The sequence below is a fragment of the Baekduia alba genome (assembly GCF_028416635.1).
Lineage (GTDB): Bacteria > Actinomycetota > Thermoleophilia > Solirubrobacterales > Solirubrobacteraceae > Baekduia > Baekduia alba.
Genome location: NZ_CP114013.1, coordinates 2990802 through 3015901, shown reverse-complemented (window position 1 = coordinate 3015901; position 25100 = coordinate 2990802). Strand labels below are relative to the sequence as shown.

Sequence of the window (25100 nt, the reverse complement as noted above, 5' to 3'; positions counted from 1 at the left end):
CCCTTAAGGCCGGACGAGCGGAAGTGGTGCGAGTACGCGTTTGCCCGTGACAAACGTCACGGCCGGCGCAGCGCGCTGCGCACGACGGTTCGGATCTGCGCGGTCGGGATCGCCGGGCCGGTGCCGTCCGGGCGCGCGGTCCAGAGCGCGACCGGCTGGCCGGCGCGCCCGTCGGCTACGAGGCGCACCTCGTGGACGGCCTCGGGCGGAGAGACGTCCTCGACCGCGCTCCACGCGCCGTTCGCGAAGCTCGCGGCGCGCGCGACGCCGTCGCTGTCCTGGTTGGCCAGCGGCTGGACCCACGCGACCGTGAGGCCGCCGGCAGGGGAGAAGACGACGTCGGCGCCGCGGGTCCCGCCCTGCGCCGGCGCGGCGGGCTGGCCGGCGGCGAACTGGCTGCCGCCGGTCGTGCGGTGCAGCACCGGCCGGGAGCCCTCGACGTCGGCGACCGCCCAGCCCTCCGGCGTCTCGGCCAGGCGGAACGACGACGCGCCGTCGGCGACGAGCGTCTGCGCCTTGGTGAACGTGGAGCGGCCGACGAGCAGGGCGGAGGACTCGAGCGCCGTGCGCACGCGCAGCTCGTGGCGCCGCCAGACGACCCGGACCTGGCCGCGAGCGTTGACGCCGGTGCCGAGCAGCCACTGCGTCGGCCCGGTGGCGGTGGCGAGCGTCCGGATCGCGCCCCAGCCGTGGCCGGGCCGGCGGACGCGGACGAGCACCTTGCCCTGGCGGACGAACGCCACGACCTGGTCGCCGTTGGTGCCGGCCGCGGCGGAGACGACGTCGGCGCGGCCCCGGCCGGACAAGGTGTAGGGCTTGCCCCAGGCGCCGCCGCGGCGGTCGATGGCCCGCACGACGCGGCGGATCGCCCCGGTCGAGGTCTTGGTGACCTCGATCCAGGTGACGAGCGCGGTCGAGCCCGACGTGGCGAGCCGCGGCGTCGAGACCAGCGGCACGGTCGCCAGCGTGCGCGTCGCGCCGAAGCCGCCGCCGGCCGGGCCGAACGCGACGTTGAGGCGGGAGAGGAACACGCCGGTCGCGGGCGAGCGGCTCGGCAGGCCCTGGGCGGCGAGCGCGAGCGCCTGGGTGCGGGCGAAGGACGCGATGGCGGTGACGCCGTCCGGCGCCGCGTGCTCGGGCCCGAAGCTCGCGGGGGTGAGGCTCGACGGGCGCGACGCCGTGCCCTCGCCGCCGAGCGCGTCGTTGCCGATGTTGTCCTGCCACGGCCACGCGGCGAGCATCGAGCCGTCGAAGGTCGTGGCCGTCAGCAGCGGGCCGGCGAACGTGTGCGGCGCGGAGACCGTCTGCGGCGCCGTCCACGTCGCGGCGGAGGCCGAGCCGGAGGCGGCGGCGAGCAGGGCGACGGTGAGGGCGAGGAGGCGACGCATGTTCAACAACAACGCGCCGGGCGACGCGAAGGTTGCGGCGCCGGTCCCGTCATACTCGCACGCATGCGGATCGCGGCGCACGGCAGGCCGAGCGGGGGCGCGCAGCGCTGAGCGGGCGCGTCGTCATCGACGCCCGGGCCGCGGCGCGGCCCGAGCTGGGCGGGGTCGAGCGGTGGGCGCGGGAGCTGAGCGCCCGGCTGCCGGCGCTCGACCCGGCGCGGTACGTGGTCGCGCGGCCGCCGGCGGCGCTCGCGCACCGGGCCGGGCATGCCTGGGAGCAGCTCGTCCTGCCGGTCCAGGCCGCGCGCGCCGGCGCGATCCTGTGCCCGGCGAACCTCGCGCCGCTGGCCTCGCGCAAGACCGTGGTCGTCCTGCACGACGTCGCGCCGCTGCGCGAGCCCGGCTGGTACTCGGAGCTGTACGTCCGCTGGCAGCGCATGGTCCTGCCGCGCATCGCCCGCCACGCGGCGCGGATCGTGACGCCGTCGGCGTTCAGCCGAGACGAGGTCGTCGACCTGCTCGGCGTCGACCCGGCGCGCGTGGCCGTCGTGCCCGGCGGCGTCGACGCGCGCTTCACGCCGGCCGCCGACCCGGGCCCGGCCCGCGCCGCGCACGGCCTGGCCGAGCGGCCCTACGTCCTGACCGTCGCCAGCCGCACCGCGCGCAAGAACCTCGCGGTCCTCGACCTCGCCGCCCGCCGGCTCGCCGCGCGCGGGGTGGACCTCGTCGCCGCGGGCGGCGACCGCCCGCAGTTCCGCAGCGAGACCGACACCGCCGGCGTCCGGCCGCTCGGCCACGTCGACGACGCGCTGCTGCCCGGCCTGTACGCGGGCGCCGCCGCGTTCGTGCTCCCGTCGCTCTACGAGGGCTTCGGGCTCACCGCGCTGGAGGCCCTGGCCGCCGGCGTGCCGGTCGTGGCCGCCGACCGCGGCGCGCTGCCGGAGGTCTGCGGCGCCGCCGCCCAGCTCGTCGACCCGACCGACGCCGGCGCGATCGCCGACGCGCTGGAGCACGCCCTCGACGACCCCGACCCCTACCGCGCCGCCGGCCCGCGGCGCGCCGCGCCGCTGACCTGGGACGCGACGGCCCGCGGCGTTGATGCGACGATGAGCGCGGTGCTCGGATGACCAGCGCGCGGGTCCTCTCGCTCCAGGTCGGCCGCGCGGCCGCGCTGCCGTGGCGCGGCCGGGCCGTGCCCAGCGCGATCGACAAGCGGCCGGTCGACGGCCGGATCGCGCTCGCGCCGCTGGGCTTCGCCGGCGACGAGCAGGCCGACCTGCGCGTCCACGGCGGCCCCGACAAGGCCGTCTGCTGCTACCCGTCCGAGCACTTCCCGCGCTGGGCGGCGCTGCTGGAGCGCGATGCCATGCCGTTCGGCGCCTTCGGCGAGAACCTGACGCTGGCCGGCGCGCTGGAGACCGACGTCTGCATCGGCGACACCTACACCTTGGGCGGCGAAGGCGGCGCCGTCGTCCAGGTCTCCCAGCCGCGCGGTCCGTGCTTCAAGATCGCGGCGCGGTGGGGGCGCAAGGCGGTGACCCGGACGATGGCCTACGACATGATCGCCGGCTTCTACCTCCGCGTCCTGGAGCCCGGGACGGTCGGAGCCGGCGACACGCTCGACCTGGTCGAGCGCGTCAGCGACGTCACCGTCGCCGAGGTCCTGCGCGTCACCTACCGCGACCGCCACGACCCGCCGGCGCTGCAGCGCGTCGTCGCCGTCGGCGCGCTCGCCGAGCAGTGGCGCGCCTCGCTGGCCAAGCTGGTGGAGCTCAACATGCTCCCGCTGACCGATCCCGTGGGGGATGCCTGAGCGGTGCCTCGGAGCGCCTCCGCCCGCGGAGGGCGGAGACGCTCGTTGATGGTCGCGTTGTTCAACGTCTCCGGCAGCGAGCCGGTGATCCTGGCGCTGCCGCAGCCCCCGATCGACGCCGTGCAGTTCAGCGCCGACAGCCGAGGTCTCCTTGGATGGGATGGGAACGTGCGTGCAATCCGTTAGCGCTCAGGATTTGTAAGCAGACTACGCCCGGAGACCAAAGCCAACCGGCCCAGGAGATCCGGCGCCTCGCGCCTCCGCCCGCGGAGGGCGGAGACGCTCGGCGCGGTGGGGATCAATACACGCTGATGGCGACCAGCGGCACGATCAGGTAGGAGAGCGCGGCGCCGGTCGAGGTCGAGGACGTCGCGGTCCCGTTGGGGATCAGCGAGCACGTGCTGCCGCTCACCGCGAGCGACTGGCCCGTGACGGGGAGGGTCAGCTGGCTCTGGCCGTTGGTGTACGTGCCTGGCTGCGACCCGGTGAGCTTGGCGCTGCCGCACCCGCTGACCGTGGCCGTGCAGCTCAGCGACGACAGGCTCAGCGCGGTGACGCCGTTCGTCGAGAGCCCGGTGGCCTTGAGCACGGCGGTGCTCGTGCAGCCGACGGTGGTGGCGGTGCCGGCGGTGGTGCAGCCGCTGAGGGTCTGCTTGTAGGTGTTGGACAGCGTCAGCGGCAGCGCGCCCGAGGCGTTGCCCAGCGTGGCGTAGATCTTGGCGGTGGTGCAGGTGACGGTCGCCGAGCTGCTGGAGCCCTGGACGGCGAGCTTCCATGCAGCGGTCGTGGTGCCGGCCTTGGCTCCGGGCGACGAGATGCTCGCCGTGGTGGCCGAGGCGGTCGCGGATGCGGCGAGGGCGAGCGCGGCCGTGACGGCGAGCAGGCCGAGGCTCCTGGTGAACAGGCGCATAGGAACGGTTACTCCTTTGGAGAGGGGTGTTCACGCACTCTATAAACGCGGCGTATTATCATCAAGGCCTCTTCGCTATTGGGCGCGCTCAGCCCTTGCGAGGGGCCTCAGAGGGCCTTGACGAACAGCACGCGGTGGAAGCCGTGGCGCGTCTCGCGCCCGACCTCCGCGTAGCCCAACTTGGGGTACAGCAGCAAGTTGTCGGCCATGGCCGCGTTGGTGTGCAGCCGGATCTCGGGCAGGTGACGGCGGCGCGCCTCGTCCTCGGCGTAGGCGAGCAGGTCCCGGCCCAGGCCGCGGCCCTGCGCGGAAGGCGCGACCGCCACGTTGTTGACGATCAGGTGGTCGCCGGCGTCGACCAGGACGATCGAGGAGACCAGCCCGCCGTCGCCGTCGCGCACCCACTGCTGGCCGGCGGCGATCCGCGCCGCGTGGTCGTCGTCCCATCGGCGCCGGCCGGCGCCCGACGGCCTCGACGTGCCGCGCGAACGCCGCCTCGACCAGCGCGGCGACCGCCGCGGCCTCGTCCTCACGCGCCGGTCGCAGCAAACCGCACCACGCCGTCGTCCTCGACCTCGGCGACCTCGCCGCGCTCCAGCAGCAGGTCGACGTGGCCGAGCACCTCCGACAGCGTCAGGAACGCCTGGGTCACCGCGACGTTGCCCCACATCTGCTGCGCGATCTCGAAGCCGGACTTCGGCCCTTCGGCGACGATCCCGGCGATCTTCCGCACGCGCCGCTCGTGGCCGGCGAAGCGCTCGTCGATCAGCGTGCGGTGGTCCTCGACGACGTCGCCGTGCCCGGCGTAGACCACCGCCAGGTCCATCGCGCGCGTCTGGGCCAGGGACGCGAGGTAGTCGCGCAGCGCGTGCGGGCGCTCGTCCGGATCGGCGGTGCCGTCCAGCGGGCGCGAGATCAGCGGGTTGGACGAGATGTGCTTGATGAGGTGGTCGCCGGCCATCAGCTCGCCGGTGGCCTCGTCGTGGAACACGGTGTCCGACGGCGAGTGCCCCGGCCGGCGGTGGACGCGCCAGCACCGCGACGCGAACTCCAGGACGTCGCCCTCGGCGACCGTGCGCGTGACCTGGACCGCCGAGCCCCAGCCCCGGAACGACGCCGTGACCACGCGCAGCGCGATGCCGATCTCGCGCGGGATCCCGTTGCGCACCATCAGCCGCTCGGCGAACGCGTCGTCGGCCTCGATCTCCGTGCCGTAGTTGGCCAGCCAGGGCGCGAGGACGTCGAGCGCGACGACCTCGGCGCCGGACCGGTCGGCCAGGATCTTGGCGAGCCCGATGTGGTCGATGTGCTGATGGGTCAGCACGATCCGCTCGAGGTCCTCGATCCTGCGGCCCTGCTCGGCCAGCGCGGCCTCCAGCACCGTCAGCGACGTGCCGGAGTTCGGCCCGGTGTCGACCAGCGTCAGCGGGTCGTCGTCGATCAGGTAGCAGTTGACGCGCCCGACCGCAAAGGGTGTCGGGACCGGCAGCACGTGGATGCCGGACGAGGGGCCGCCCACCGCGCTCACGCCCGGATCCGGCCCAGCACCTCGTCGCGCTTGGCCTCCATGTCGGCCTCGCTGACGAGCGACTCCAGCGTGAGGCGCAGCAGCGGCTCGGTGTTGGACGGGCGGACGTTGAAGTGCCAGTCGTCGAAGTCGATCGACACGCCGTCGACGTGCGTGACCTTCGCGCCCGGCAGCGACCCGTAGTGCTCCTGGAGCTCCTCCATCTTGGTCGGCCCGTTGGTGACCTCGGAGTTGATCTCCCCCGAGATGAAGTACTTGCTCTTGTAGGGCTCCAGCAGCGCGGACAGCTTCTTGCCCTCCACGCTCAGCTTCTCCAGCACCAGCAGCGCCGGCAGCGTGCCCGAGTCCGCGTTGTAGAAGTCGTGGAAGTAGTAGTGGCCGGAGACCTCGCCGCCGAAGATCGCGCCCTCGTCGCGCATCCGGGTCTTGAAGAACGCGTGCCCGACGCGGTTGATGTGCGCGATGCCGCCGGCGGCGCCGACGGTGTCGGCGACGGCCCGGGACGCGCGTGCGTCGTAGAGGATGTCGGCGCCCTCGTTGCCCGGCTTGGCCAGCAGGTGCTCGGCCAGGATCGCGGTCAGGAAGTCGCCGTCGACGAACCGCCCGGTGTCGTCGATGAAGAAGCAGCGGTCGGCGTCGCCGTCCCAGGCGATGCCGAGGTCGGCGCCCTCGGCCACGACCTTGTCCACGATGAACTTCCGGTTCTCCTCCAACAACGGGTTGGGCTCGTGGTCGGGGAAGTTGCCGTCGGGGGTGAAATACGTCTCGACGAGGTCGAGCCCGAGGCCGCGGAGGATCGGCCCGGCCATCGGGCCGGCCATGCCGTTGCCGCCGTCGACGACGACCTTGAGCGGCTTGACGTTGGACGCGTCGATCGTCTCGAGCGCGGCGGCCTGGAACGCCGCGTAGACGTCGACCTCCTCGACCGAGCCCGGCCGCCCGCTGGCCGGATCGCCCAGGCCGTGCTCGATCATCCGGCGGATGTCCTGGATGCCCTCGTCGCCGCTCAGCGCGATCGAGCCGCGCTTGACGAGCTTGGCGCCGGTGTAGGCCTTGGGGTTGTGCGAGGCGGTGCACATCAGGCCGCCGTCGAGCCCGCGTGAGCCGACCAGGAAGTACAACATCTCGGTCCCGACCTGGCCGGCGTCGACCACCGACGCCCCTTCGGCCACCATCCCGTCGCGGTAGCGCGCGGCCATCTCGGGCGCCGTGAGCCGCATGTCGCGACCCAGCCCGAGCCGCAGCTCGGAGACCGGCTTGCCCTCCAGCTCGGCGATCACCCGCGCGAAGGCGCGGCCGATCTGCTCGGCCGCGTCGGGCCCCAGCTGGTCGCCGTGGATGCCGCGGATGTCGTAGGCCTTGAAGATCTCGGCAGGGACGTTCATCGCGTCAGATCCTCTCACGGTCCCCACCGCAGCGGCGTGCCACCTGACATCCTTCGCGCCCGCATGAGCCCGACCCTGGTCACCGGCGCCTCCGGCCTGCTCGGCTCGCGGCTCGTCGACGTGCTGCTGGCGCGCGGCGAGCCCGTCGTCGCGCTGACGCGCGATCCCGCCGCCGCCGCGATCGACGCGCGCTGCGCGGTCGTGGTCGGCGACGTCGGCGACCAGCCGCTGCTGGAGCGCGCGATCGCCGCCCACGGCGCGACGACGGTCTTCCACCTCGCCGCGCAGACGATCGCGGGCGCCGCGCGCGAGGACCCGGCCGCGACGTACGCGACCAACATCATCGGGACGACCACGGTGCTCGAGGCCGCCCGGCGCCGGGGCGTCCGGCGGGCGGTCGTCGCCTCCTCGGTCACGGCCTACGGCCCGTCGGCGGTGCCGCCGTACACGGAGGACATGCTCCTGGCGCCGGTCGACCCCTATGACATCTCCAAGGCGGCGCTGGATCTCGTCGCGCGGTCCTACTGGCCGAACCACGGCCTGCCGGTCGCGACCGCGCGCTGGACCAACGTCTACGGCGGCGGCGACCGCAACACGTCGCGGCTCGTGCCCGAGCTGATCGGCGCCGCGCTCGACGGCCGCGCGCCCGAGATCCGCTCCGACGGGACGCCGGAGCGCGACTTCCTGCACGTCGACGACGCCGTCGGCGCCGCCCTGGCGCTCGCTGACGCCCTCGACGACGCGCAGGCCGGCGCACGCGGCGAGGCGTTCAACGCCGGCTCCGGCCGGCCCGTGTCCGTCCGGGCGGTCGTCGAGACGCTGGAGCGCGTCCTCGCCCGCCCGCTGCACGCCCGCTACGACCCGGCGCCGGCACCACCGTCGCGCCAGCACGTCTCCCACGCCAAGCTCACCCGCGTCACCGGCTGGGCGCCGCGCGTCGACCTCGACGAGGGCCTGCGCCGCACCGTCGCCTGGCACGAGCGCGAACGCGAGCGGGCAGCGGCCTAGACGTCCTAGGACGCGACCCGGCTGCGCGGGCGCGGCCGCCAGGCCGAGCGCGACGTGTGCAGCTGGGGGACCAGCAGGCGGGCGCGATCGCTGGGCTCGCGCGCCCAGCGCTCGAACTGCGCCGCCGGCATCGGCCGCGCGAGGCCGAAGCCCTGGGCGACGTCGCAGCCGAGGTCGGCGAGGCGCTGCCAGGCCTGCGGCGTCTCCACGCCCTCGGCCACGACGCGCAGCCCGAGCGCGCGGCCCAGGCCGACGACCGAGCCGACGATCGCCGCGTCCTGCGGGTCGTCGACCATGCCCAGGACGAACGAGCGGTCGAGCTTGAGCTCGTCGGCCGGGACGTTCTTGAGCTGCTCCAGCGACGACTGGCCGGTGCCGAAGTCGTCGACCGAGATCTCGACGCCCGACGCCTTGATGCGCTCCAGGATCGCGATCGCGCGCGAGGTGTCGCGCATGACCGCGTCCTCGGTGACCTCGACGCACAGGTTGTCCGGGGTCAGCGCGTGGACGGCGAGCGTCTCGGCGATCCGGTCGGGCAGGGTCGCGTCGACCAGGACGATCGCCGACACGTTGACGCCGACGCGGATGTCGAGGCCGTTGCGGCGCCACTGCGCCGCCTGGTCGACCGCGCGCTCCAGGACCCACAGCGTCAGCTGCGGCATCAGCCCGGTGCGCTCGGCGATCGGCAGCAGCACGCCGGGCGGGATCTCTCCGCGCGTCGGGTGCTTCCAGCGGATCAGGGCCTCGGCGCCGGAGATCCGGCCGGTCGCGATGTCGACCTGGGGCTGGAAGGCCAGCCACAGCTCGTCCCGGTCGAAGGCGCTGCGCAGGTCGGCCGCGAGCGCGAGGCGGTCCAGCGAGTGCTCGTCGTGCTCGGCGGTGTAGCCGGCGACGACCGTGCCCAGGCGCTTGGCGTCGTACATGGCGACGTCGGCGCGGCGCGCGAGCTCGCGCGAGTCGGGGGCGTCCTGCGGGAAGTGGGCGATCCCGACCGAGGCGTTGACCGCGACGCCGACGCCCTCGATCGCCAGCGGCGCGTGCAGCGCCTCGCCGACCGCCGCGGCGACCGCGCGGGCGTCGTGGCCGTCGGGCACGATCGCGGCGAACTCGTCGCCGCCGAGCCGGGCCAGCGTGCCGGGGACGACGGCCTCCAGGCGTCGCGAGACCGCGATCAGCAGGTCGTCGCCGGCGTGGTGGCCGAGCGTGTCGTTGAGCTCCTTGAAGCCGTCGAGGTCGAGTTGCAGCAGCGCGAAGCGACGCGCCGAGCTCTCTCCCGCGGCCGTCAGGACCTCGAGCTCGCGGAACAGCGCGCGCCGGTTGGGCAGGCCGGTGAGGTCGTCGGTCAGCGCCTCGCGGCGGTGCAGCGCCAGCGAGCGGACCTCGCGCAGCGTCCAGACCAGGCGCGCCAGCGCGCAGGCGAACGAGGCGGCGGCGAGCACGATCGCGGCGGTCGGGAGGTTCGCCCAGTGGTCGGCGACGAGGATCCCGACGGCCAGCGACGCGATGCACGCCGGCGACGTCAGCTCCCACCAGCCGCCGACCGGCAGGACGCGGCCCGGCGCGGGGCGCGCCCACGAGGCCGTGGCGAGGAACAGCAGGCCGAGGCTCCAGCTCACCGCCATCGCCGGCGACATCGTCGTGTGGCCCTCGGCCAGGTGGACCGTGCGCTGCGTGTCGGACGCCAGGGTGAAGAGCAGGCCGACCGCCAGGACGACGCCCTGGGGCGACGGGCGCCCGATCATCAGCAGCGTGCCGAAGAGGATCCCGAGCAGCGCCAGGTCGGCGGCCGGGTAGGCGACGTTGACGATCAGCGTGCCCTGGCTCAGGCCGGCGAGGTCGCCGAGGAAGAGGGCGGCGACGTAGGTCGCCGAGGCGAGGCCGATCAGCAGGCCGTCGAGCCAGAACGAGCGATGCGCGCCGCCGAGGTAGTGGCGGCTGATGACGATCAGCGCGGCGTACCAGGGCGGGTAGGCCGCGAGCCAGAACACGTCGGCGAGGCCGGCGTGGTCGACGTGGTTGCCGCTGATCGCCGAGACGATCCCGCCGATCAGCGTGGCGCCCAGGCCCGCGAACAGCAGGATCCACAGGCGCCGGTCGCCGGTGGAGGCGATCAGACGCACCGCGGCGAGGCCGGCGGCGATCAGCGCCGTCGCCAGCGGCAGCACGATCGTGCCGACGGCGGGGGAGGCGAAGCGGACGCCGCCCAGGACGAGCAGGTCGGCCAGCCCGAGCGCGATGCCGGCGCCGCACAGGAAGGTGAGCAGGCGGGCGCAGCGCCCCGAAAGGCGCGCTGACGGCAGCGATGCGCGCGAAGCACTGGCCATGGATCTCGTCCCGGGGGCGCGAACCCTGGTCCGGTCCCCACTCCGGTAGTCGGCTGGTGAGCGTCGCTCTTCAACTGCGGACGTGCCAGGACGGACACCTCCGTAGAATGCAGGCCGTATGTCCGGACATTCCAAGTGGGCCTCGATCAAGCACAAGAAGGCGATCGTCGACTCCAAGCGCGGCAAGCTCTTCACCAAGCTGGCCCGCGCGGTGACGGTCGCGGCCAAGGAGGGCGGGGGCGACATCGACGGCAACCCGTCGCTGGCGCTCGCGGTCCAGAAGGCCCGCGACGCCTCGATGCCCAAGGACAACATCGAGCGCGCGATCGCCAAGGGGACGGGCGCCGGCGCCGACGCGGCGGCGCTCGAGAGCATCATGTACGAGGGCTACGGCCCGGGCGGCGTGGCGCTGCTGATCGAGGCCGTCACCGACAACCGCAACCGCACCGGCGCGGACGTCCGCCACGCCCTGTCCAAGGGCAACGGCTCGCTCGGCGAGCCCGGCTCGGTGGCCTACAACTTCGACAAGAAGGGCGTCATCGCGGTCGACGCCGGGCGCTACACCGAGGACGACCTGATGATCGCGATCGACGCGGGCGCCGAGGACATCTCGCTCGAAGACGACGTCTACGAGATCGTCACCGAGCCGTCGGACCTGACCGCCGTGCGCGCCGCGCTCGACGAGGCCGGCATCGAGCTCCAGAACGCCGAGGTCATCCAGCGCCCCAAGGTGCTCGTCCCGGTCGACGAGGAGACGGCGGCCAAGCTGCTGCGCCTCATCGACAACCTCGAGGACAACGACGACGTCGACGCGGTGCACGCGAACTTCGACGTCGACGCCGAGGTGCTGGAGCGCCTCATGGCGGCGACGTAGTACCCGACCATCATGCTCCCGGCGGTGCTGCGCGAGGAGCGCCAGTTCCGGCTGCTGTTCCTGGGCCAGGCGCTGTCGGTCGTCGGCGACCGCATGACGCAGGTCGTCCTGCCGTTCGCGGTGCTGTCGATCGGCGGGTCGGTCGCCGACGTCGGGATCGTCGCGGCGGCGGGCTTCTTCCCGTTCATCGTGCTGGGGCTCATCGGCGGCGTGGTCGCCGACCGGATCGAGCGCAAGCGGATCCTGATCGCGTCCGACGTCGTGCGGCTCGGCAGCCAGGCGGTCGCGGGCGTGCTGCTCGTCTCCGGCCACGCGGAGGTGTGGCACCTCGCGCTGCTGACCGCGGTCTTCGGGGCCGCTGACTCGTTCTTCTCACCGGCGTTCAGCGGGCTGATGCCGCAGACGATCAGCGAGCCGCACTTCCTGCAGCCGGCCAACGCGCTGCGCGGCCTGTCGTTCTCCACCGGGTCGATCGTCGGGCCGGCGCTGGGCGGCGTCCTCGTCGCGGCGCTGGGCGAGGGCGGGGCGCTGCTGGTGGACGCCGGCACGTTCGGCGTCTCGGTCCTCTGCCTGCTGGCGCTGCGCCCGCGCGTCGTGGAGCGCGGCGACCCCGAGCCGTTCGCGGCCGACCTCCGCGGCGGCTGGCGCGAGGTGCGCTCGCGCTCCTGGGTCTGGTCGTTCCTGCTGGCGATGGTCGTCTACCACGTGGTCGTCCTGCCCTCGATCTACGTGCTCGGCCCGGTGCTGATGGAGGACGAGCTGAACGGCGCGACGTCGTGGGCGATCATCACGGTGGCCTTCGGCCTGGGCTCGGTCGTGGCCGACGTCCTGCTGCTGCGCTGGCACCCGCGCTACGCGCTGCGGGCCGCGGCGATCGCGCTCGGCTTCGCGTCCTGCCAGGCGGTGATCATCGGCAGCGGCCTGCCGATCCTCGCCATCGCCGCGGTGGAGTTCTTCGCGGCGATCGGCGTCTCGGCGTTCTTCACGCTGTGGGAGACGTCGCTGCAGGAGCACATCCCGGAGCAGTCGATCTCCCGCGTGTCGTCCTATGACTACGCGGCGAGCGCGGGGATGATGCCGGTCGGGATGGTCGTCGCCGGGCCGGTGGCCAGCGCGCTGGGCATCCACACCACCTTGGCGGGGATGAGCGCGATCGGCGTCCTGGCGGCGATCGGCTGCCTGAGCGTGCGCGCGGTCAGAGACCTGCCGCGGGCAGCGGCCGCGCGCGATACAGCGGCACCGGCTCCGGCAGCCCCTTGATCCGGCGCGCGTGCGCCGAGGACCAGAGGAAGTCGCGGGCCGCGGCGTCGCGCACCTCGCGCGTGGCCAGGACGCTGCCGGCCCGGGCGATCGACGTGACGCGGCTGGCGAGGTTGACGGCGCGGCCGAACACGTCGCCGCCGCGGGCGACCGTCGGGCCGTAGGCCAGGCCGACGCGGACCTGCGGGAACGCGGCGTCGGTGCCGGCGCTCTCGGCGTCGGAGGCGGCGACGAGCTGGAGCGCGGCGCGGACGAGGTCGTCCGGCGCGGCCGCGGTCAGCATCACGGCGTCGCCGATCGTCTTGACCAGGCGGACCGGCGGGTCGACGACCTCGCGGGTGATCGAGAACAGGCGCTCGGCGACCGAGCCGAGGTCCTCGGGCGCGATCTCCTCGCCCAGGCGGGTGAACCCGACCAGGTCGGCGAAGGCCACCGCCTGGTCGCGTGCGCCGGGCAGCTGGCCGGAGATCCGCTCGGCCTGGCCGACCATCTCGCTCTGCACCATGTTGCGCAGGTGCTGGCTGAGCATCTGCACGATCATCGGGCCGACGAGCGGCATGACGGCGTGGACCTGGGCCGCGTAGCGCTGGGCCAGCTCCAGCTCGGTGGTCCCGGGCTCCAGCACCGTCTCGAGCATCAGCGCGCGCATCGCCTCCGACGCGGTGGAGAGCGAGCGGCCCAGGACGCGGGTGGTCGCGACCATCTGGTCCTCGGTGAGGCCGAGGTCGGTGAACGCGCGGGCCGTGCGCGCGCTGGCGAGGTCGACGTCGGTGAACTCGGTCGCGTCGACCTCGGGCAGCGGCAGGCCGTGCGCCCGCCGCAGGCGCTTGAGCAGCTCCGGGTCGGCGCCCGCGATCTGGGCGACCTCGGCGGTCGTGTACTTCGGCTCGCCGCCGACCTCGCGCTCGGCGGCGAGGAAGACCAGCAGGCCGCGGCGGTGCGCCCGGCGCAGCTCGTCGTCGCCGAAGCCCTCGGCCACGAGCCACTCCAACAGCGCCCGGCGCTCGTCGAGCGCTCCGCCCTCCAGACCCTCGTAGAAGCCCTCCGCCGCGAAGTCCACGGCGCGGAGCCTAGATGAGTCGTTCCGCGGTCCGGTGCGGCCGTTCGACCGCCCGATCGCCCGGACCGTCTCGCAGAACGACCCATCTAGTCTCTGCTCCCGTGTCCTCCGACCGTCCACCGCCCCGCCGCCGCCTGAGCGCCGCGCAGCGCCGCGAGCGCATCCTCGGCGCCGCGCAGGAGGTGTTCGCCCAGCGCGGCTACCACGGCTCGTCGCTGGACGACATCGCCAAGGCGTCGGGCACGTCGAAGGCGCTGATCTACGAGCACTTCGAGTCCAAGCGCGAGCTGCACGAGACGCTGGTCACCGGGCACGCGTCCGAGCTGGCGCGCCGCTTCGCGGCCAACGCAGCGACCGGCATGGTCGGCGAGGAGCGCCTGCGCGCGGGCGTCGACGTCTTCTTCGGCTGGGTGCAGGAGCGCCGCGAGGCGTGGCAGGCGCTGTTCCGCGACGCGGCCGACCCGGAGCTCGCGCCGCTGATCGACCGCCTCCAGGCGCAGGCGACGCGCGCGATCGTCGCGCTCGTGCCGGCCGGCGGCGAGGGCGTCGACGAGCAGCAGATCGAGATGTACGCCCAGCTCACCTCCGGCGCCTGCCAGGCGCTGGCCAACTGGTGGGCCGACCACACCGAGGTGTCCCGCGGGGTGCTGGTCGATCGCGTGATGGAAGTGGTCTGGGACGGCATGAGCAGCCTCGATCCTGCGGGCCGCCCGCCCGCGCCTGACGGTCGCTGACGCGCTTGACGTCCTGGCGCACGCTGGCGCTGCGCCAGCGACGTCAGCCACGACCGTGCGGGCCGCAGGATCGAGGCTACGCGGCGGTGCGGCGGCGGGCGGCGTAGTCGACCGGCGTGCGGTCGACGAGGTAGCCGAGCAGCGCGTCGACGACGCGCGGGTCGAACTGGGTCCCCGCGTGGGCGGTCAGCTCCGCGACGGCCTCGTCGTGGCTCATCGCGTCGCGGTAGGGGCGCGACGAGGTCATCGCGTTGTAGGCGTCGCAGGCCAGGACGATCCGGCTGCCCAGCGGGATCTCGTCGCCGCGCAGGTTGTCCGGGTAGCCGGTCCCGTCGAAGCGCTCGTGGCCGTGGCGGACCATGCGGGCGACCGGGCCGAGGCCGGGGACCGCGCGCAGGATGCGCTCGCCGACGACGCTGTGGCCGCGCATGACCTGCCACTCCTCGTCGTTGAGCAGGCCGGGCTTGGACAGGATCGAGTCCGGGATCGCGACCTTGCCGATGTCGTGCAGCAGCGCGGCGGCCGCGATGCGCTCGACCTCCTCGGCGTCGAGGTTGAGGCGGCGCGCGACGGCGCCCGCCAGCGCGACGACCTGCTCGGCGTGCTCGCCGGTGCCGCGGTCGCGCTCGCTCAGCGCGAGGGCCAGGGCGCCGATCGCGCCGCGCGACGGCTCGGGCGTCGGCAGGCGGCCGGGCGCCCCGACGCGGCCGCCGCCGGCGATGCGCGCGCGCTCCAGGATCGCGGAGGCGTCGGCCATCAGGCCGTCCAGCTGGCCGGTGCCGCCGTCCACGGCGATGCCGGCCGAGACCGTGACGGGCCCGGACTGCTCCAGGATCGCGACGAGGCGCTCGGCGACGCCGCGCGCGCCGGCGAGGTTGGCGCCGGGCATGACGACGGCGAGCTCGTCGGCGCCGGTGCGGCCGACGACGTCGCCGCCGCGGACCAGCTCGCGCAGGCGCTGGGCGACGAGCGCCAGGGCCTCGTCGCCCGCGGCGGCGCCGCGGCGCCCGTTGAGCGCGCGGAAGCCGTCGATGTCGACGAGCACGAGGGCGGCCGACTCGCCGCGGCGCTGGGATCCACGCAGCGCCGCGGCGGCGGCCTCCCGGAAGGCGTCGAGCGTCAGGACGCCGGCGCGACGGTCCTTGCGCAGGTACTCGTTGCGCTCGGCTTCGAGCGTCGCGATGCGCGCGTGTGTGGTGCGCAGCTCATCGCGAAGGCGGCGGGACTCGGTGAACATCGTGGGTCCGGATCGACGCGAACGGCGGGCGGGTTGTGCGGTGTGCCGCTTGCGTGGACACATCGCTCATCGCGACGACGTGCGTCCACCGAACATGGGTTCGCACGGAGGACATCCGACCTGACCCGCAGAATGCCGTCCTCAGTGTCTGTCCTCGGCATCGATCCCGGCCTCGCGAACACCGGCTACGGCGTGGTGGAGCGGCGCGGCATGCGTTTCGCCGCGCTCGACGGCGGCGTCGTCACGACGCGCGCCGGGGTGGCGTTGGAGCAGCGGCTGGCGACGATCTTCGCCGAGGTCGACGCGCTGATCGAGCGCCATCAGCCCGAGGCGGTGGCGCTGGAGGACCTGTTCTTCGGCGCGAACGCCCGGAGCGCGTTCGCGGTCGGCCAGGCGCGCGGGGTCGTGATGCTCGCCGCGGGCCGGCGCGGGATCCCGTGCGCGTCCTACACGCCGCAGCAGGTCAAGCAGGCGGTGTGCGGCACGGGTCGCGCGGCCAAGGACCAGGTGGCGCGGATGGTGTGCACGCTGCTGCGGCTGCCGGACGAGCCGCTGCCCGACCACGCCACCGACGCCCTGGCCGTCGGGGTCTGCCATGTCAACCACGCGCCGCTCGCGGCCGTGATGTCCTCCGCGGGAGCGCGTTCATGATTGCCTTGGTCGCCGGCGAGGTGTCGGTCCGCCGGCCCGATCACGTCGTCCTGGAGACGGCGTCGGGCGTCGGGTACCGGCTGGCGGTGTCGGCCGAGACGCTGCGCCAGGTGCCGGCCGCGGGCGAGTCGGTGTCGTTGCTGACGCACCTGGTCGTGCGCGAGGACGCGCTGTCGCTCTTCGGCTTCGCCACCGAGGAGGAGCGCGACCTGTTCCTGCTGCTGATCGGCGTCCAGGGCGTGGGGCCGAAGATGGCGCAGGCCGTGCTGTCGGGCGGCTCGCCGCGGGAGCTGATCGCGTCGGTCGCGGCCGGCGACGTCAAGCGGCTGACCGCGGTGCCGGGCATCGGCAAGCGCACGGCCGAGCGGATCATCGTCGAGCTGCGCGAGAAGGTCGGCGCGGTCGAGGACGTCGTCGCCGGCGGCGGCGGGGAGATCTCGGTGACGCGCGCCGACGACCCGCGCTCGCTGGCGCGCGACGGCCTGGTCGAGTTGGGGTTCTCGCTCGAAGAGGCCGAACGGCTGCTGAGCGGGACGTCGGGTGAGACGCCCGAGGACCTGCTGCAGCAGGCGCTGCGGGCGGCGCGCGCATGAGCGAGCTGCGGATCCAGACGCCGGATGAGGTGTTCGAGGACGACCTCGACCGCTCGCTGCGGCCCAAGACGCTCGGGGACTTCATCGGGCAGGACGCGCTCAAGGACCAGCTGTCGGTGTCGCTGGAGGCCGCGCGGCTGCGCGGCGAGGCGCTGGACCACGTCCTGCTCGCCGGGCCGCCCGGCCTGGGCAAGACGTCGCTGGCGCAGATCCTCGCCGCCGAGCTGGAGGTCCCGTTCGTCCAGACCGCCGGCCCGGCGCTGGAGCGCAAGGCCGACATCGCCGCGTTCCTCGGCGCGCTGGAGCCGCGCTCGATCTTCTTCGTGGACGAGATCCACCGGCTGTCGCGCGCGCTGGAGGAGACGTTCTATCCCGCGATGGAGGACCGCAAGCTGCCGATCACCGTCGGCCAGGGCGCCGGTGCGCGGGTCATGGACGTGCCGCTGCCGCCGTTCACGCTGATCGGCGCGACGACGCGTGCGGGGCTGCTGACGACGCCGCTGCGCGACCGCTTCGGCATCCAGCACCGGCTCGAGCCCTATGCGGGGCCGGAGCTGGCGGCGATCATCCACCGCAGCGCCCACATCCTCGGCTGCTCGATCGACGAGGGCGGCGCGGCCGCCATCGCCCGCCGCTCCCGCGGCACGCCGCGCGTCGCCAACCGCCTGCTCAAGCGCGTCCGCGACTACGCCGACGTCCGCGGGTCGGGCGTCGTCGACTCGGCCGCCGCCGACGCCGCCCTCGAGCTGCTGGAGATCGACGACCTCGGCCTGGACCGCCTGGACCGCGAGATCCTCGACGCGATCTGCGTCAAGTTCGCGGGCGGCCCGGTCGGCCTGTCCACGCTGGCGGTCACCGTCAGCGAGGAGCAGGACACGATCGAGGACGTCTACGAGCCCTACCTCTTGCAGTGCGGCTTCCTCAAGCGCACACCGCGCGGCCGCGTCGCGACGGCCCGCGCCTTCCAGCACCTGGGGCTGGAGCCGCCGGCCGAGCGCGAAGCGGGCTTGTTCTAGGCGTTGTCCTAGGCCGAGCCTGCGGCCCGCACGGCCGTGGCTGACGTCGCCGGCGCAGCGGCCAGCGTGCGCCCGCACGTGAAACGCGCCGGCGACCCGTCAGGCGCGGGCGGGCAGCCCCGCAGGATCGCCCTACCGGAAGGCGTCGGCGTTGCGGTCGCACCAGTCCGCGAACGTCCGTGGCGGGCGGCCGAGCAACTGCCGCACCACGTCGGTGCGCAGGCCCGTGGTGTCGGCGCGCACCAGCTCGGCCGCCTCGACGATGGCGGCCGCCAGCGCCGGCGGCGCGCCGTCGGGGTAACGGGAGCGCACGACGTCCTCCGGCGACGTCACGGCGCGGACCTCGATGTCCCGGCCGGTGGCGGTGGCGAGCAGCGCGACCTCCTCGGCGACGGTGAGCGCCTCGTCGCCGGTCAACGTGTAGGTCTTGCCCGCGTGGCCGTCCCCGGTCAGCACGAGCGCGGCGACCGCCGCGATGTCGGCGACGTCGATCGGCGCCAGGCGCCCGGGCCCGAGGGCGTCGAGCACGAAGCCCTGCTCGCGGATCGTGTCCGTCCAGTCCAGCGCGTTGGACATGAAGCCGCCGGGCCGCAGGATCGTCCACGCGAGCCCGGACGCCTCGACGAGCAACTCGCGCTCGCGGTGCCAGACGCCCATCGGCGGCACGGGGTCGCCCGCGGCGTAGATCGACGACACCATGACGACGTGCCGTACACCGGCCTCGACGGCGGCGGCGAGCGCGTTGGCGGCCTGCGCGACCCCGATGCCCGGCGTCAGGAGGAACAGCCGGTCCACGCCGGCGAAGGCGGGGGAGAGGCTGGCGGGCTCGTCGAGATCGCCGACGACGCGCTCGACGCGCGGCGGCAGCGCCGCTGCCCGCGCCCGGTCGCGGACGAGGACGCGAACCTCGGCATCGCGTGCGTCCAGGTCCCGCACGAGCTCGCGCCCGATGTTCCCCGTCGCTCCGGTGACCAGTAGCATTCCAACTCCATTCATTTGCCGTCTAACGAGTGACGGCGCAGGACGATAGCCGGCTAATGATTAGCCGTCAATCGAAGTGCGATCTCCATGCCCGAGTTCCTCGACCTCCACGGCAGGACCACCAAGGCGCTCCGCGCGCTCGCCGACGCCGACATGCGCCGCCACGGCCTCCATCTCGGGCAGAACCTGCTGCTCGCCGCGCTGTGGGAGCGCGACGGGCGCACGCCTGGGGACATCGCCGCCGCGGTGGGCGTCACGACGCCGACCGTCGTGAAGATGGCCACGCGCATGGCGGCCACGGGCCTCGTGACGCGCCGGCGCGACGACCACGACCAGCGCCTGGTCCGACTCTGGCTCACCGCCGCCGGCCGTCGCCTTCAGGCGCCGGTGGAGCGCGATCGGGCGCGGCTGGAGGAGGCGGTCATGCGGGACCTGTCCGCGACCGAGCGCCGCCACCTGCTGAGCGCGCTGGCCAAGGTCCAGCACACCGCGGCCGAGCTGCTGGACGCCCCGGACCCAGGGCCGGCGTAACCTCGCGGCGACCGCGCTCGTCACAGGCCGCGTGGGGAGTGCGTCCTAGGGGTCAGATGAAGCTCGACGCGACATCGCTGGGGGACCTGTTCGAGGCCGAAGGGCCGCGGCTCCTCGCGTTCGTCACGCGGTCGACGTTCGACGCCGACCAGGCGCTCGACGTCGTCGGCGAGGTCTTCGCGGTCGCCTTCGAGCGCCGGGCGAAGTTCCGCGGCGCCACCCGCGAGGAGGCCGTCGCGTGGCTGTACTGGATCTGCCGCACGCAGCTCAACCACCAGTTCCGCCGGCGCGGGGCGGAGCGCCGGGCGCTCGGGCGCCTCGGCGTCGACCGGCCGGTGATGGGGGAGGACGAGCGGCGCCGCGTCGAGGAGCTCGCCGGCCTGGCCGAGCTGCGGGCGGTCGTGGCCTCCGAGCTCGAGCGGCTGCCCGCCGACCAGCGCGAGGCCGTCCGGCTGCGCGTCGTCGACGAACTTGGCTACGACGAGCTGGCCGACCGCCTGGGCATCACGCAGCAGACGGCGCGCGCCCGCGTGTCCCGCGGCCTGCGCGCGCTCGGCGAGGCCGTCAAGGTGATGGAGGAGGTGCCCGATGCCCGCTGACCTGCCGGCACTCACGCAGCTGACCGAAGACGTCGTCGCGGCCATGCACGTCGCCGAGCAGCGCGAGCACCGCCGCCACGCCTCGCGCACGCGCCGCCGCTTCGGGCTGCTGACCACCCTGGTGGCCTTGCTGGTCCCGTCCGGCCTGGCGCTCCACACCGCCTCGGCTCCGAGCGCACCGCTGCCCGACCAAGGCCATGCCTATGACTTCGCGACGGCCGCGGGTGCCTGCACCGCGGGCGCCGTCGTCCTCGCGGCCGCGGCCACCCGGGCGACGCCCGCGCCGTGCGCGGCGCCAGCGACCCGCTTCGGCGCCCGGCCCGCGACGCGATGACCGCGCCCGATCAGCTGCAGGGGCGCTTGCCGAGCGGCAGCGTCTTCGCCCCGCCGGCCCGCGTGATGTCGAGCCCGTCCGGCGAGCCGTTGAGCCGGACCGGGTTGCCGTTGACGGTGATCCGGGTCGAGGCCAGGCCGACGTTGATCCGGATGCGGCGGCCCTTGAAGACCTTCTTGGCCGACAGCGTGCCGCCGAACAGCTGGTTGCCCTTGCCGTCTTCGACGCAGAGGAACGTCGGGCGGTTGGTCGCGTCGACGCGGACGGTGACGGCCTTGCTCGCCGTCGCGCGCTTGCGCGCCGCCGCCGCCGCGCGCTGGCGTTTGAGCCGGGCCGCGCGCTTGCGGCGCCGCTCGGCGGCGTCGGCCGCGGCCTGGTCGTCGGCCGACGGCGTGGTCGTGGTCTGGGTCGTCGTCGTGTCGGTCGGCGTCGTCGTCGTGTCCGTGGGCGCCGTGTCGGTCGCCGTGGTGGCCGTCGTCTCCGCCTGCGTCAGCGCCGGCGTCGTCGTGGTCCCGGGCGGCAGGCTGTCCGACGCGCGGTCGTTGCCGCTGCCGTCGCTGCCCAGCAGCGACGCGCCCGCCGCGGCCACCGCGAGCACGACGCCCACGCCGACCAGGCCCAGCACCGCGCGGCCGCGCGACCGGCCGCCGCTCGCGCCCGGCGGGAGCAGCAGCAACCGCTGCCCCGGCTCGGCGGTCAGCAGGTCCGGGCGGACGCCCATGCCCGCCACGCGCAGCGCCGCCGCCACGCGTCGGCGCGCGGCGTCGGTGGGCGCGTGCTCGCCGAACGCGGCGAGCAGCTGCTCGAGCGTCGGCGCCCGGTCGGCGCCGCGGCCGCGGGCGGCCGCCTGCGCGATCTCGGTCGCGATGGCGGCGTCGCCCAGCGGCACCTCGGGTTCGTTGGGGCGCGGGCCCGAGCCTTCCATTGGTCCGGCGGTTTACCAGAGCCTTCGGCGGGAGGCTGCACGCCTGGCCCCTTGTTGTGTGCAGATGAAGGCTCGAACCGCCTTCCCCCGACCTCGCCCGGTGACCCGGATACCCTTGCTCACCGAAACGATGGCCCATCTCTTCATCTGCCCCAACTGCGGCAACCGCAGCACCGAGACCGAACGCAACGCCGGCTTCCGTCGTGAGGCCCGCGGCTGCTCCAAATGCGGCTTCGGCTTCCTGTTCGAGCTGCTGGACGACTACTACCCGGCGCCCGACGCCGCCTTCTTCGCCTGCGACGCCCAAGGCAACGTGATCGCCTGTGGCCGCGGGTCGTTCGAGCTGACCGGCCTGGACGACGAGAAGGTCATCGGGCGTCCGGTGCGCGACGTGCTCGGCCTGAGCTTCGCCGGTGGCGACGATCCGGTCGGCACGGTCCTCGAGTGGGGTGTCCGCAAGCTCAAGCAGCCCGTCGAGGTCAACGCCGAGGGTGACCTGCCCGCCCAGGCGACCGCTGACCTGTTCCCTGCGTACGATGACGACGGAGGCATGCTGCTCGTCCTGACGCCGGACAAGTGACCCGGCTGACAGTCCGGCTAGGTCCCGTCTGTCGTCCCCCTGTCCCTGAGCAGTACTCTGCCGTCCGCTTCGCATGACCGATCGCCGCCGAAACATCCTCGTCCTCGCCATCGTGGCCACCCTCCTGGTGCTCGCGCTGGCGGTCATCGTCCCCGGGTCGCCGCTGTCCAAGACGACGCGCCAGGGCCTCGACCTCAAGGGCGGCGTCTCGCTGGTCTACGAGGCCCAGCCGACCAAGTTCTCGAAGGTCACGTCCGACTCCATCAACCGGACGATGGACATCATGCGGGAGCGCGTCGACAACCTCGGCGTCGCCGAGCCGGAGATCCAGCAGTCCGGCTCCAACCAGATCGACGTCTCGCTCCCGGACGTCAAGAACGCCGACCAGGCCCAGCAGCAGGTCGGCACGACCGCCCAGCTGGCGTTCTACGACTGGGAGAAGTCGGTCGTCGGGCCGAACGGCAAGCCGAGCCCGGGCGACGACGGCGTCACGGGCGGCTCGACCGCCGGCCAGCCCGGCAGCGGCGCGGCCCAGACGCAGTTCGAGGCCGTCATGCAGGCCTCGAAGCTGAAGCCGACCAGCGAGCCCGACGACACGCACTCCGGGCTGTACTACGGCGTCGACGACAAGGCCAAGACCGTCCTCTGCGGCCCGCAGAACACCGAGGCCGCCGCCCGCGAGGCGTGCAACAACCTCGGCAAGAAGCCGACGTCCTTCGTCAAGGTCCCCGAGGGCTACATCGTCGTCCAGTCCGAGGCCGACGACAGCGACAAGAACGCGGTCGCCGCCGCGTCTGACTCCTTCTACGTCCTCAAGGACGACCCGGCCCTCCGCGGCACGGACATCAAGAACCCCGAGCAGAACACCGACAGCGGCGCCGGCGGGACCGGCCAGCCCAACGTCACGTTCGACTTCACCGACTCGGGGCGCAAGAAGTGGCAGACCACGACCCGCGCGATCGCGCAGCGCGGCTCGGCCAAGCTGCTGCCGGGCGTCAACCCGCAGGCGGTCGCCGACCACTTCGCGATCGTCCTCGACAACAAGCTCATCTCGGTCCCGTACATCGACCCCCAGCAGAACCCGGACGGCATCGACGGGTCCAACGGGTCGGAGATCTCGGGCGGCTTCACCATCAAGTCGGCCCAGCGCCTGGCGAACCTGCTCAAGACCGGCGCGCTGCCGATCGACCTCGAGCTGATCTCGCAGTCGCAGGTCTCCGCGACGCTCGGCCAGCAGGCGCTGCACCAGGGCCTGATCGCCGGCATCGTCGGCTTCGTCATCGTCGCGCTGTTCCTGCTGGTCTTCTACCGCGTCCTTGGCGTCATCGCCGTCGCCGCGCTGGTCGTCTACGCGATCTACCTGTTCGCGCTGATCAAGCTGATCCCGATCACGATGACCCTGCCGGGCATCGCGGGGCTGATCCTGACGATCGGCGTCGCGGCCGACGCGAACATCGTCATCTTCGAACGCGTCAAAGAGGAGATCCGCGGGGGCAGGTCGGTCGCCGCGGGCATCGCGCAGGGCTACAAGAAGGGCATCGCCGCGATCGTCGACGCGAACGTCGTCACGTTCATGGTGGCCTTCATCCTCTTCATCCTCGCCACGGCGGGCGTGAAGGGCTTCGCGTTCACCCTGGGCATCGGCACGCTGACGTCGCTGTTCACCGCCGTCCTGGCCACCCAGGCGGCCCTCGGCCAGATGCAGCGCTCGCGCTTCATCACGCACCCGAGCGCGCTCGGCGCCGGCGAGTCCAAGCGTCGCTGGACGCAGGACTTCATGGGCGCGTCGAAGTGGTTCTTCTCCTTCTCCGGCGTGATCCTGCTGATCGGCGCCCTGGCGATCGGTGGCAAGGGCCTCAACTTCGGCATCGACTTCCAGTCCGGCACGCGCGTCAAGGCGGCGTTCGTCGAGAACACGCCGAGCGAGAACCAGGTCGGCGACGTCCTGCGCAACGCGGGCTTCAAGAACCCCGAGGTCCAGAAGATCAAGGGCGACAAGAAGGAGCTGAAGGGCGACGGCAACGGCATCCAGATCTCCTTGGGCGAGAGCAAGCCGGCCCAGGTCGCCAAGATCGAGCCCGCGCTGAACAAGGCCTTCGGCGAGACGCGCGCGTACTCGTCGGACTCGATCGGCCCGACCTTCGGCCAGACGGTCGCGAAGTCCGCGATCGTCGCGATCATCGCGTCGCTGCTGGTGATCAGCGCCTACATCGCGCTGAGATTCGAGTGGAAGTTCGCCGTCCCGGTGCTGATCGCGCTGATGCACGACCTGCTGATCACGGCAGGCGTGTACTCGCTCACCGGCCGGGAGGTGACGACGTCGACGGTCGCGGCGCTGCTGACCATCCTCGGTTACTCGCTGTACGACACGATCATCGTGTTCGACCGCATCCGCGAGAACGTGCCGCGCATGCCGCGCGCCGCGTTCACGCAGATCGTCAACCGCTCCATGAGCGAGGTGCTGACGCGATCCCTGGCCACGTCGTTCTGCACCCTGCTGCCGATCCTGGCGCTGCTGTTCTTCGGCGGCGACACGCTCAAGGACTTCGCCTTCGCGCTGCTGGTCGGCGTCGTCTCGGGCGCGTACTCGTCGATCTTCATCGCCTCCCCGGTGCTCTCGCACTGGAAGGAGCGCGACGAGCTGTACCGCCGCCGCCGGGCGCGCATCGCGGCCGAGAACGGCGGCGTGGTGCCCGCCTACGCGACCGCGTCGCACGGCATCACGGTCGACCCGAAGGGCCCGCAGCGCCCGTCGCGCCGGATCACCTCCCCGGAGGATCCCGAGCGCGGCGTGTCGCAGACCGAGTTCCAGCAGATGGTCGAGGACATCTCGCACGAGACGGCCCCGAGCCGGGTCGCGTCCAAGACCAAGGAGCGCGAGGCCGAGCCCGCGCCGCCCGAGCCGGAGCCCGCGCCCGAGCCCGAGGACCTCTCGGCCGACGCCCAGCCCGAGGACCTGGTGCTCAAGGACAACAAGCGCGACAAGCCTCGGCGCTCGCGCAACAAGCGTCACGGGAGACCGCGTTAGCCATGGCGATGTTCGCTTGGGTCATGATGGGCCTCGCCCTCTGGCACTTCACGATCTTCCTCCCGGACCGCTTCTGGGGCGGGATCGTCGGCGCCTTCCTCGGCGCGCTCTTCGGCGCGGCGCTGTTCGGCCTGATCGTCAACGGCTTCACGATCCCGGGCCAGAACGAGACGCACGTCCTGCAGGCGATCGAGGCCGCACCAGGGGCCATCATCGGCATCGCGCTCGTGTACTACGAGGGCGTCCGCAGGAAGATCCCCGCGCTGGAACTTTAGTTGTAGGAGTCGCTCCGGCGCGAAATCGTCGGAGGGTGCGGGAACGACGCCGGCGTGGCGTCCGAT

At 73.4% G+C, this 25100-nt stretch carries 26 protein-coding genes; 16 read left to right on the top strand and 10 right to left on the bottom strand.

Annotated features, from left to right (window positions below):
* Window positions 1-56 precede the first annotated feature (56 nt).
* A complete protein-coding gene (locus tag DSM104299_RS15145) occupies window positions 57-1388 on the bottom strand; it encodes a hypothetical protein (RefSeq protein WP_272472468.1) in 1332 nt (443 codons plus the stop codon).
* 32 nt (window positions 1389-1420) lie between these two features.
* On the opposite strand from DSM104299_RS15145, the gene DSM104299_RS15140 reads away from it, so the two are divergent.
* The 3 genes from DSM104299_RS15140 to DSM104299_RS15130 are packed head-to-tail and all read left to right on the top strand — an operon-like array spanning window position 1421 to window position 3387.
* Window positions 1421-2515 (top strand): glycosyltransferase family 4 protein, encoded by a 1095-nt coding sequence (locus DSM104299_RS15140; RefSeq protein WP_272472467.1) that lies wholly within the window; start codon window positions 1421-1423, stop codon window positions 2513-2515.
* Entirely contained in the window at window positions 2512-3201 is a 690-nt protein-coding gene (locus tag DSM104299_RS15135; RefSeq protein WP_272472466.1) for an MOSC domain-containing protein, read from the top strand. Before DSM104299_RS15140 ends, DSM104299_RS15135 begins: the two co-directional genes overlap by 4 nt.
* 48 nt (window positions 3202-3249) lie before the next feature.
* Complete coding sequence (locus DSM104299_RS15130; protein ID WP_272472465.1) at window positions 3250-3387, top strand: hypothetical protein; 138 nt, start codon at window positions 3250-3252, stop codon at window positions 3385-3387.
* Window positions 3388-3499: 112 nt separating this feature from the next.
* Here DSM104299_RS15130 and DSM104299_RS15125 read toward each other — a convergent pair whose 3' ends face one another.
* The 4 genes from DSM104299_RS15125 to DSM104299_RS15110 form a co-directional block, all read right to left on the bottom strand.
* Window positions 3500-4111 (bottom strand): hypothetical protein, encoded by a 612-nt coding sequence (locus DSM104299_RS15125; protein ID WP_272472464.1) that lies wholly within the window; start codon window positions 4109-4111, stop codon window positions 3500-3502.
* 107 nt (window positions 4112-4218) lie between these two features.
* On the bottom strand, window positions 4219-4644 hold the full coding sequence (locus DSM104299_RS15120; protein ID WP_272472463.1) for a GNAT family N-acetyltransferase: 426 nt from the start codon (window positions 4642-4644) through the stop codon (window positions 4219-4221).
* Window positions 4641-5639, bottom strand: a complete 999-nt coding sequence (locus DSM104299_RS15115; RefSeq protein ID WP_272472462.1) for an MBL fold metallo-hydrolase — start codon at window positions 5637-5639, stop codon at window positions 4641-4643. The genes DSM104299_RS15120 and DSM104299_RS15115 overlap by 4 nt, the downstream gene beginning before the upstream one ends.
* On the bottom strand, window positions 5636-7024 hold the full coding sequence (locus DSM104299_RS15110) for a phosphomannomutase/phosphoglucomutase (RefSeq protein WP_272472461.1): 1389 nt from the start codon (window positions 7022-7024) through the stop codon (window positions 5636-5638). Before DSM104299_RS15110 ends, DSM104299_RS15115 begins: the two co-directional genes overlap by 4 nt.
* 63 nt (window positions 7025-7087) lie before the next feature.
* On the opposite strand from DSM104299_RS15110, the gene DSM104299_RS15105 reads away from it, so the two are divergent.
* Entirely contained in the window at window positions 7088-8032 is a 945-nt protein-coding gene (locus DSM104299_RS15105) for an NAD-dependent epimerase/dehydratase family protein (protein ID WP_272472460.1), read from the top strand.
* A gap of 5 nt (window positions 8033-8037) precedes the next feature.
* On the opposite strand, the gene DSM104299_RS15100 is transcribed toward DSM104299_RS15105, so the two are convergent.
* Window positions 8038-10356: a putative bifunctional diguanylate cyclase/phosphodiesterase gene (locus DSM104299_RS15100; protein ID WP_272472459.1), complete on the bottom strand. Its 2319-nt coding sequence runs from the start codon at window positions 10354-10356 to the stop codon at window positions 8038-8040.
* A gap of 118 nt (window positions 10357-10474) precedes the next feature.
* Here DSM104299_RS15100 and DSM104299_RS15095 point away from each other — a divergent pair, with 118 nt between their 5' ends.
* Together DSM104299_RS15095 and DSM104299_RS15090 are read left to right on the top strand one after the other, a co-directional pair.
* Window positions 10475-11230 (top strand): YebC/PmpR family DNA-binding transcriptional regulator, encoded by a 756-nt coding sequence (locus DSM104299_RS15095; RefSeq protein WP_272472458.1) that lies wholly within the window; start codon window positions 10475-10477, stop codon window positions 11228-11230.
* Between the two features lie 12 nt (window positions 11231-11242).
* On the top strand, window positions 11243-12490 hold the full coding sequence (locus tag DSM104299_RS15090; protein WP_272472457.1) for an MFS transporter: 1248 nt from the start codon (window positions 11243-11245) through the stop codon (window positions 12488-12490).
* Here DSM104299_RS15090 and DSM104299_RS15085 read toward each other — a convergent pair.
* Window positions 12426-13550: an adenylate/guanylate cyclase domain-containing protein gene (locus tag DSM104299_RS15085; protein WP_272472456.1), complete on the bottom strand. Its 1125-nt coding sequence runs from the start codon at window positions 13548-13550 to the stop codon at window positions 12426-12428. The two genes, DSM104299_RS15090 and DSM104299_RS15085, sit on opposite strands and share 65 nt — an antisense overlap.
* 101 nt (window positions 13551-13651) lie before the next feature.
* On the opposite strand from DSM104299_RS15085, the gene DSM104299_RS15080 reads away from it, so the two are divergent.
* Window positions 13652-14284 (top strand): TetR/AcrR family transcriptional regulator, encoded by a 633-nt coding sequence (locus DSM104299_RS15080; protein ID WP_272472455.1) that lies wholly within the window; start codon window positions 13652-13654, stop codon window positions 14282-14284.
* 76 nt (window positions 14285-14360) lie between these two features.
* On the opposite strand, the gene DSM104299_RS15075 is transcribed toward DSM104299_RS15080, so the two are convergent.
* Window positions 14361-15521, bottom strand: coding sequence for an HD-GYP domain-containing protein (locus DSM104299_RS15075; RefSeq protein WP_272472454.1), 1161 nt, complete (start codon window positions 15519-15521; stop codon window positions 14361-14363).
* A gap of 144 nt (window positions 15522-15665) precedes the next feature.
* Between DSM104299_RS15075 and ruvC the strand changes: the two genes are divergently transcribed.
* The 3 genes from ruvC to ruvB are packed head-to-tail and all read left to right on the top strand — an operon-like array spanning window position 15666 to window position 17781.
* Window positions 15666-16172 carry a crossover junction endodeoxyribonuclease RuvC gene (gene ruvC / locus DSM104299_RS15070; protein WP_272472453.1) on the top strand — a complete coding sequence of 169 codons (507 nt, stop codon included), beginning with the start codon at window positions 15666-15668 and terminating at the stop codon, window positions 16170-16172.
* Entirely contained in the window at window positions 16169-16765 is a 597-nt protein-coding gene (gene ruvA, locus DSM104299_RS15065; RefSeq protein ID WP_272472452.1) for a Holliday junction branch migration protein RuvA, read from the top strand. Before ruvC ends, ruvA begins: the two co-directional genes overlap by 4 nt.
* A complete protein-coding gene (gene ruvB / locus DSM104299_RS15060; protein WP_272472451.1) occupies window positions 16762-17781 on the top strand; it encodes a Holliday junction branch migration DNA helicase RuvB in 1020 nt (339 codons plus the stop codon). The genes ruvA and ruvB overlap by 4 nt, the downstream gene beginning before the upstream one ends.
* 132 nt (window positions 17782-17913) lie before the next feature.
* On the opposite strand, the gene DSM104299_RS15055 is transcribed toward ruvB, so the two are convergent.
* A complete protein-coding gene (locus tag DSM104299_RS15055) occupies window positions 17914-18762 on the bottom strand; it encodes an NAD(P)H-binding protein (protein WP_272472450.1) in 849 nt (282 codons plus the stop codon).
* 87 nt (window positions 18763-18849) lie between these two features.
* On the opposite strand from DSM104299_RS15055, the gene DSM104299_RS15050 reads away from it, so the two are divergent.
* Genes DSM104299_RS15050 through DSM104299_RS15040 form a run of 3 tightly spaced genes read left to right on the top strand, consistent with a single transcriptional unit; the run spans window position 18850 to window position 20226 of the window.
* Window positions 18850-19293 carry a MarR family winged helix-turn-helix transcriptional regulator gene (locus DSM104299_RS15050; protein WP_272472449.1) on the top strand — a complete coding sequence of 148 codons (444 nt, stop codon included), beginning with the start codon at window positions 18850-18852 and terminating at the stop codon, window positions 19291-19293.
* Window positions 19294-19349: 56 nt separating this feature from the next.
* Window positions 19350-19892: an RNA polymerase sigma factor gene (locus DSM104299_RS15045; protein WP_272472448.1), complete on the top strand. Its 543-nt coding sequence runs from the start codon at window positions 19350-19352 to the stop codon at window positions 19890-19892.
* Window positions 19882-20226, top strand: a complete 345-nt coding sequence (locus DSM104299_RS15040; protein WP_272472447.1) for a hypothetical protein — start codon at window positions 19882-19884, stop codon at window positions 20224-20226. Before DSM104299_RS15045 ends, DSM104299_RS15040 begins: the two co-directional genes overlap by 11 nt.
* A 10-nt stretch (window positions 20227-20236) precedes the next feature.
* On the opposite strand, the gene DSM104299_RS15035 is transcribed toward DSM104299_RS15040, so the two are convergent.
* Window positions 20237-21151 carry a hypothetical protein gene (locus DSM104299_RS15035; protein WP_272472446.1) on the bottom strand — a complete coding sequence of 305 codons (915 nt, stop codon included), beginning with the start codon at window positions 21149-21151 and terminating at the stop codon, window positions 20237-20239.
* Between the two features lie 64 nt (window positions 21152-21215).
* On the opposite strand from DSM104299_RS15035, the gene DSM104299_RS15030 reads away from it, so the two are divergent.
* From DSM104299_RS15030 to DSM104299_RS15020, 3 genes are all read left to right on the top strand, one after another.
* Window positions 21216-21731 carry a PAS domain-containing protein gene (locus tag DSM104299_RS15030; protein ID WP_272472445.1) on the top strand — a complete coding sequence of 172 codons (516 nt, stop codon included), beginning with the start codon at window positions 21216-21218 and terminating at the stop codon, window positions 21729-21731.
* A gap of 73 nt (window positions 21732-21804) precedes the next feature.
* A complete protein-coding gene (secD, locus tag DSM104299_RS15025) occupies window positions 21805-24759 on the top strand; it encodes a protein translocase subunit SecD (RefSeq protein WP_272472444.1) in 2955 nt (984 codons plus the stop codon).
* 2 nt (window positions 24760-24761) lie between these two features.
* A complete protein-coding gene (locus tag DSM104299_RS15020) occupies window positions 24762-25034 on the top strand; it encodes a hypothetical protein (RefSeq protein ID WP_272472443.1) in 273 nt (90 codons plus the stop codon).
* Window positions 25035-25100: the final 66 nt, after the last annotated feature.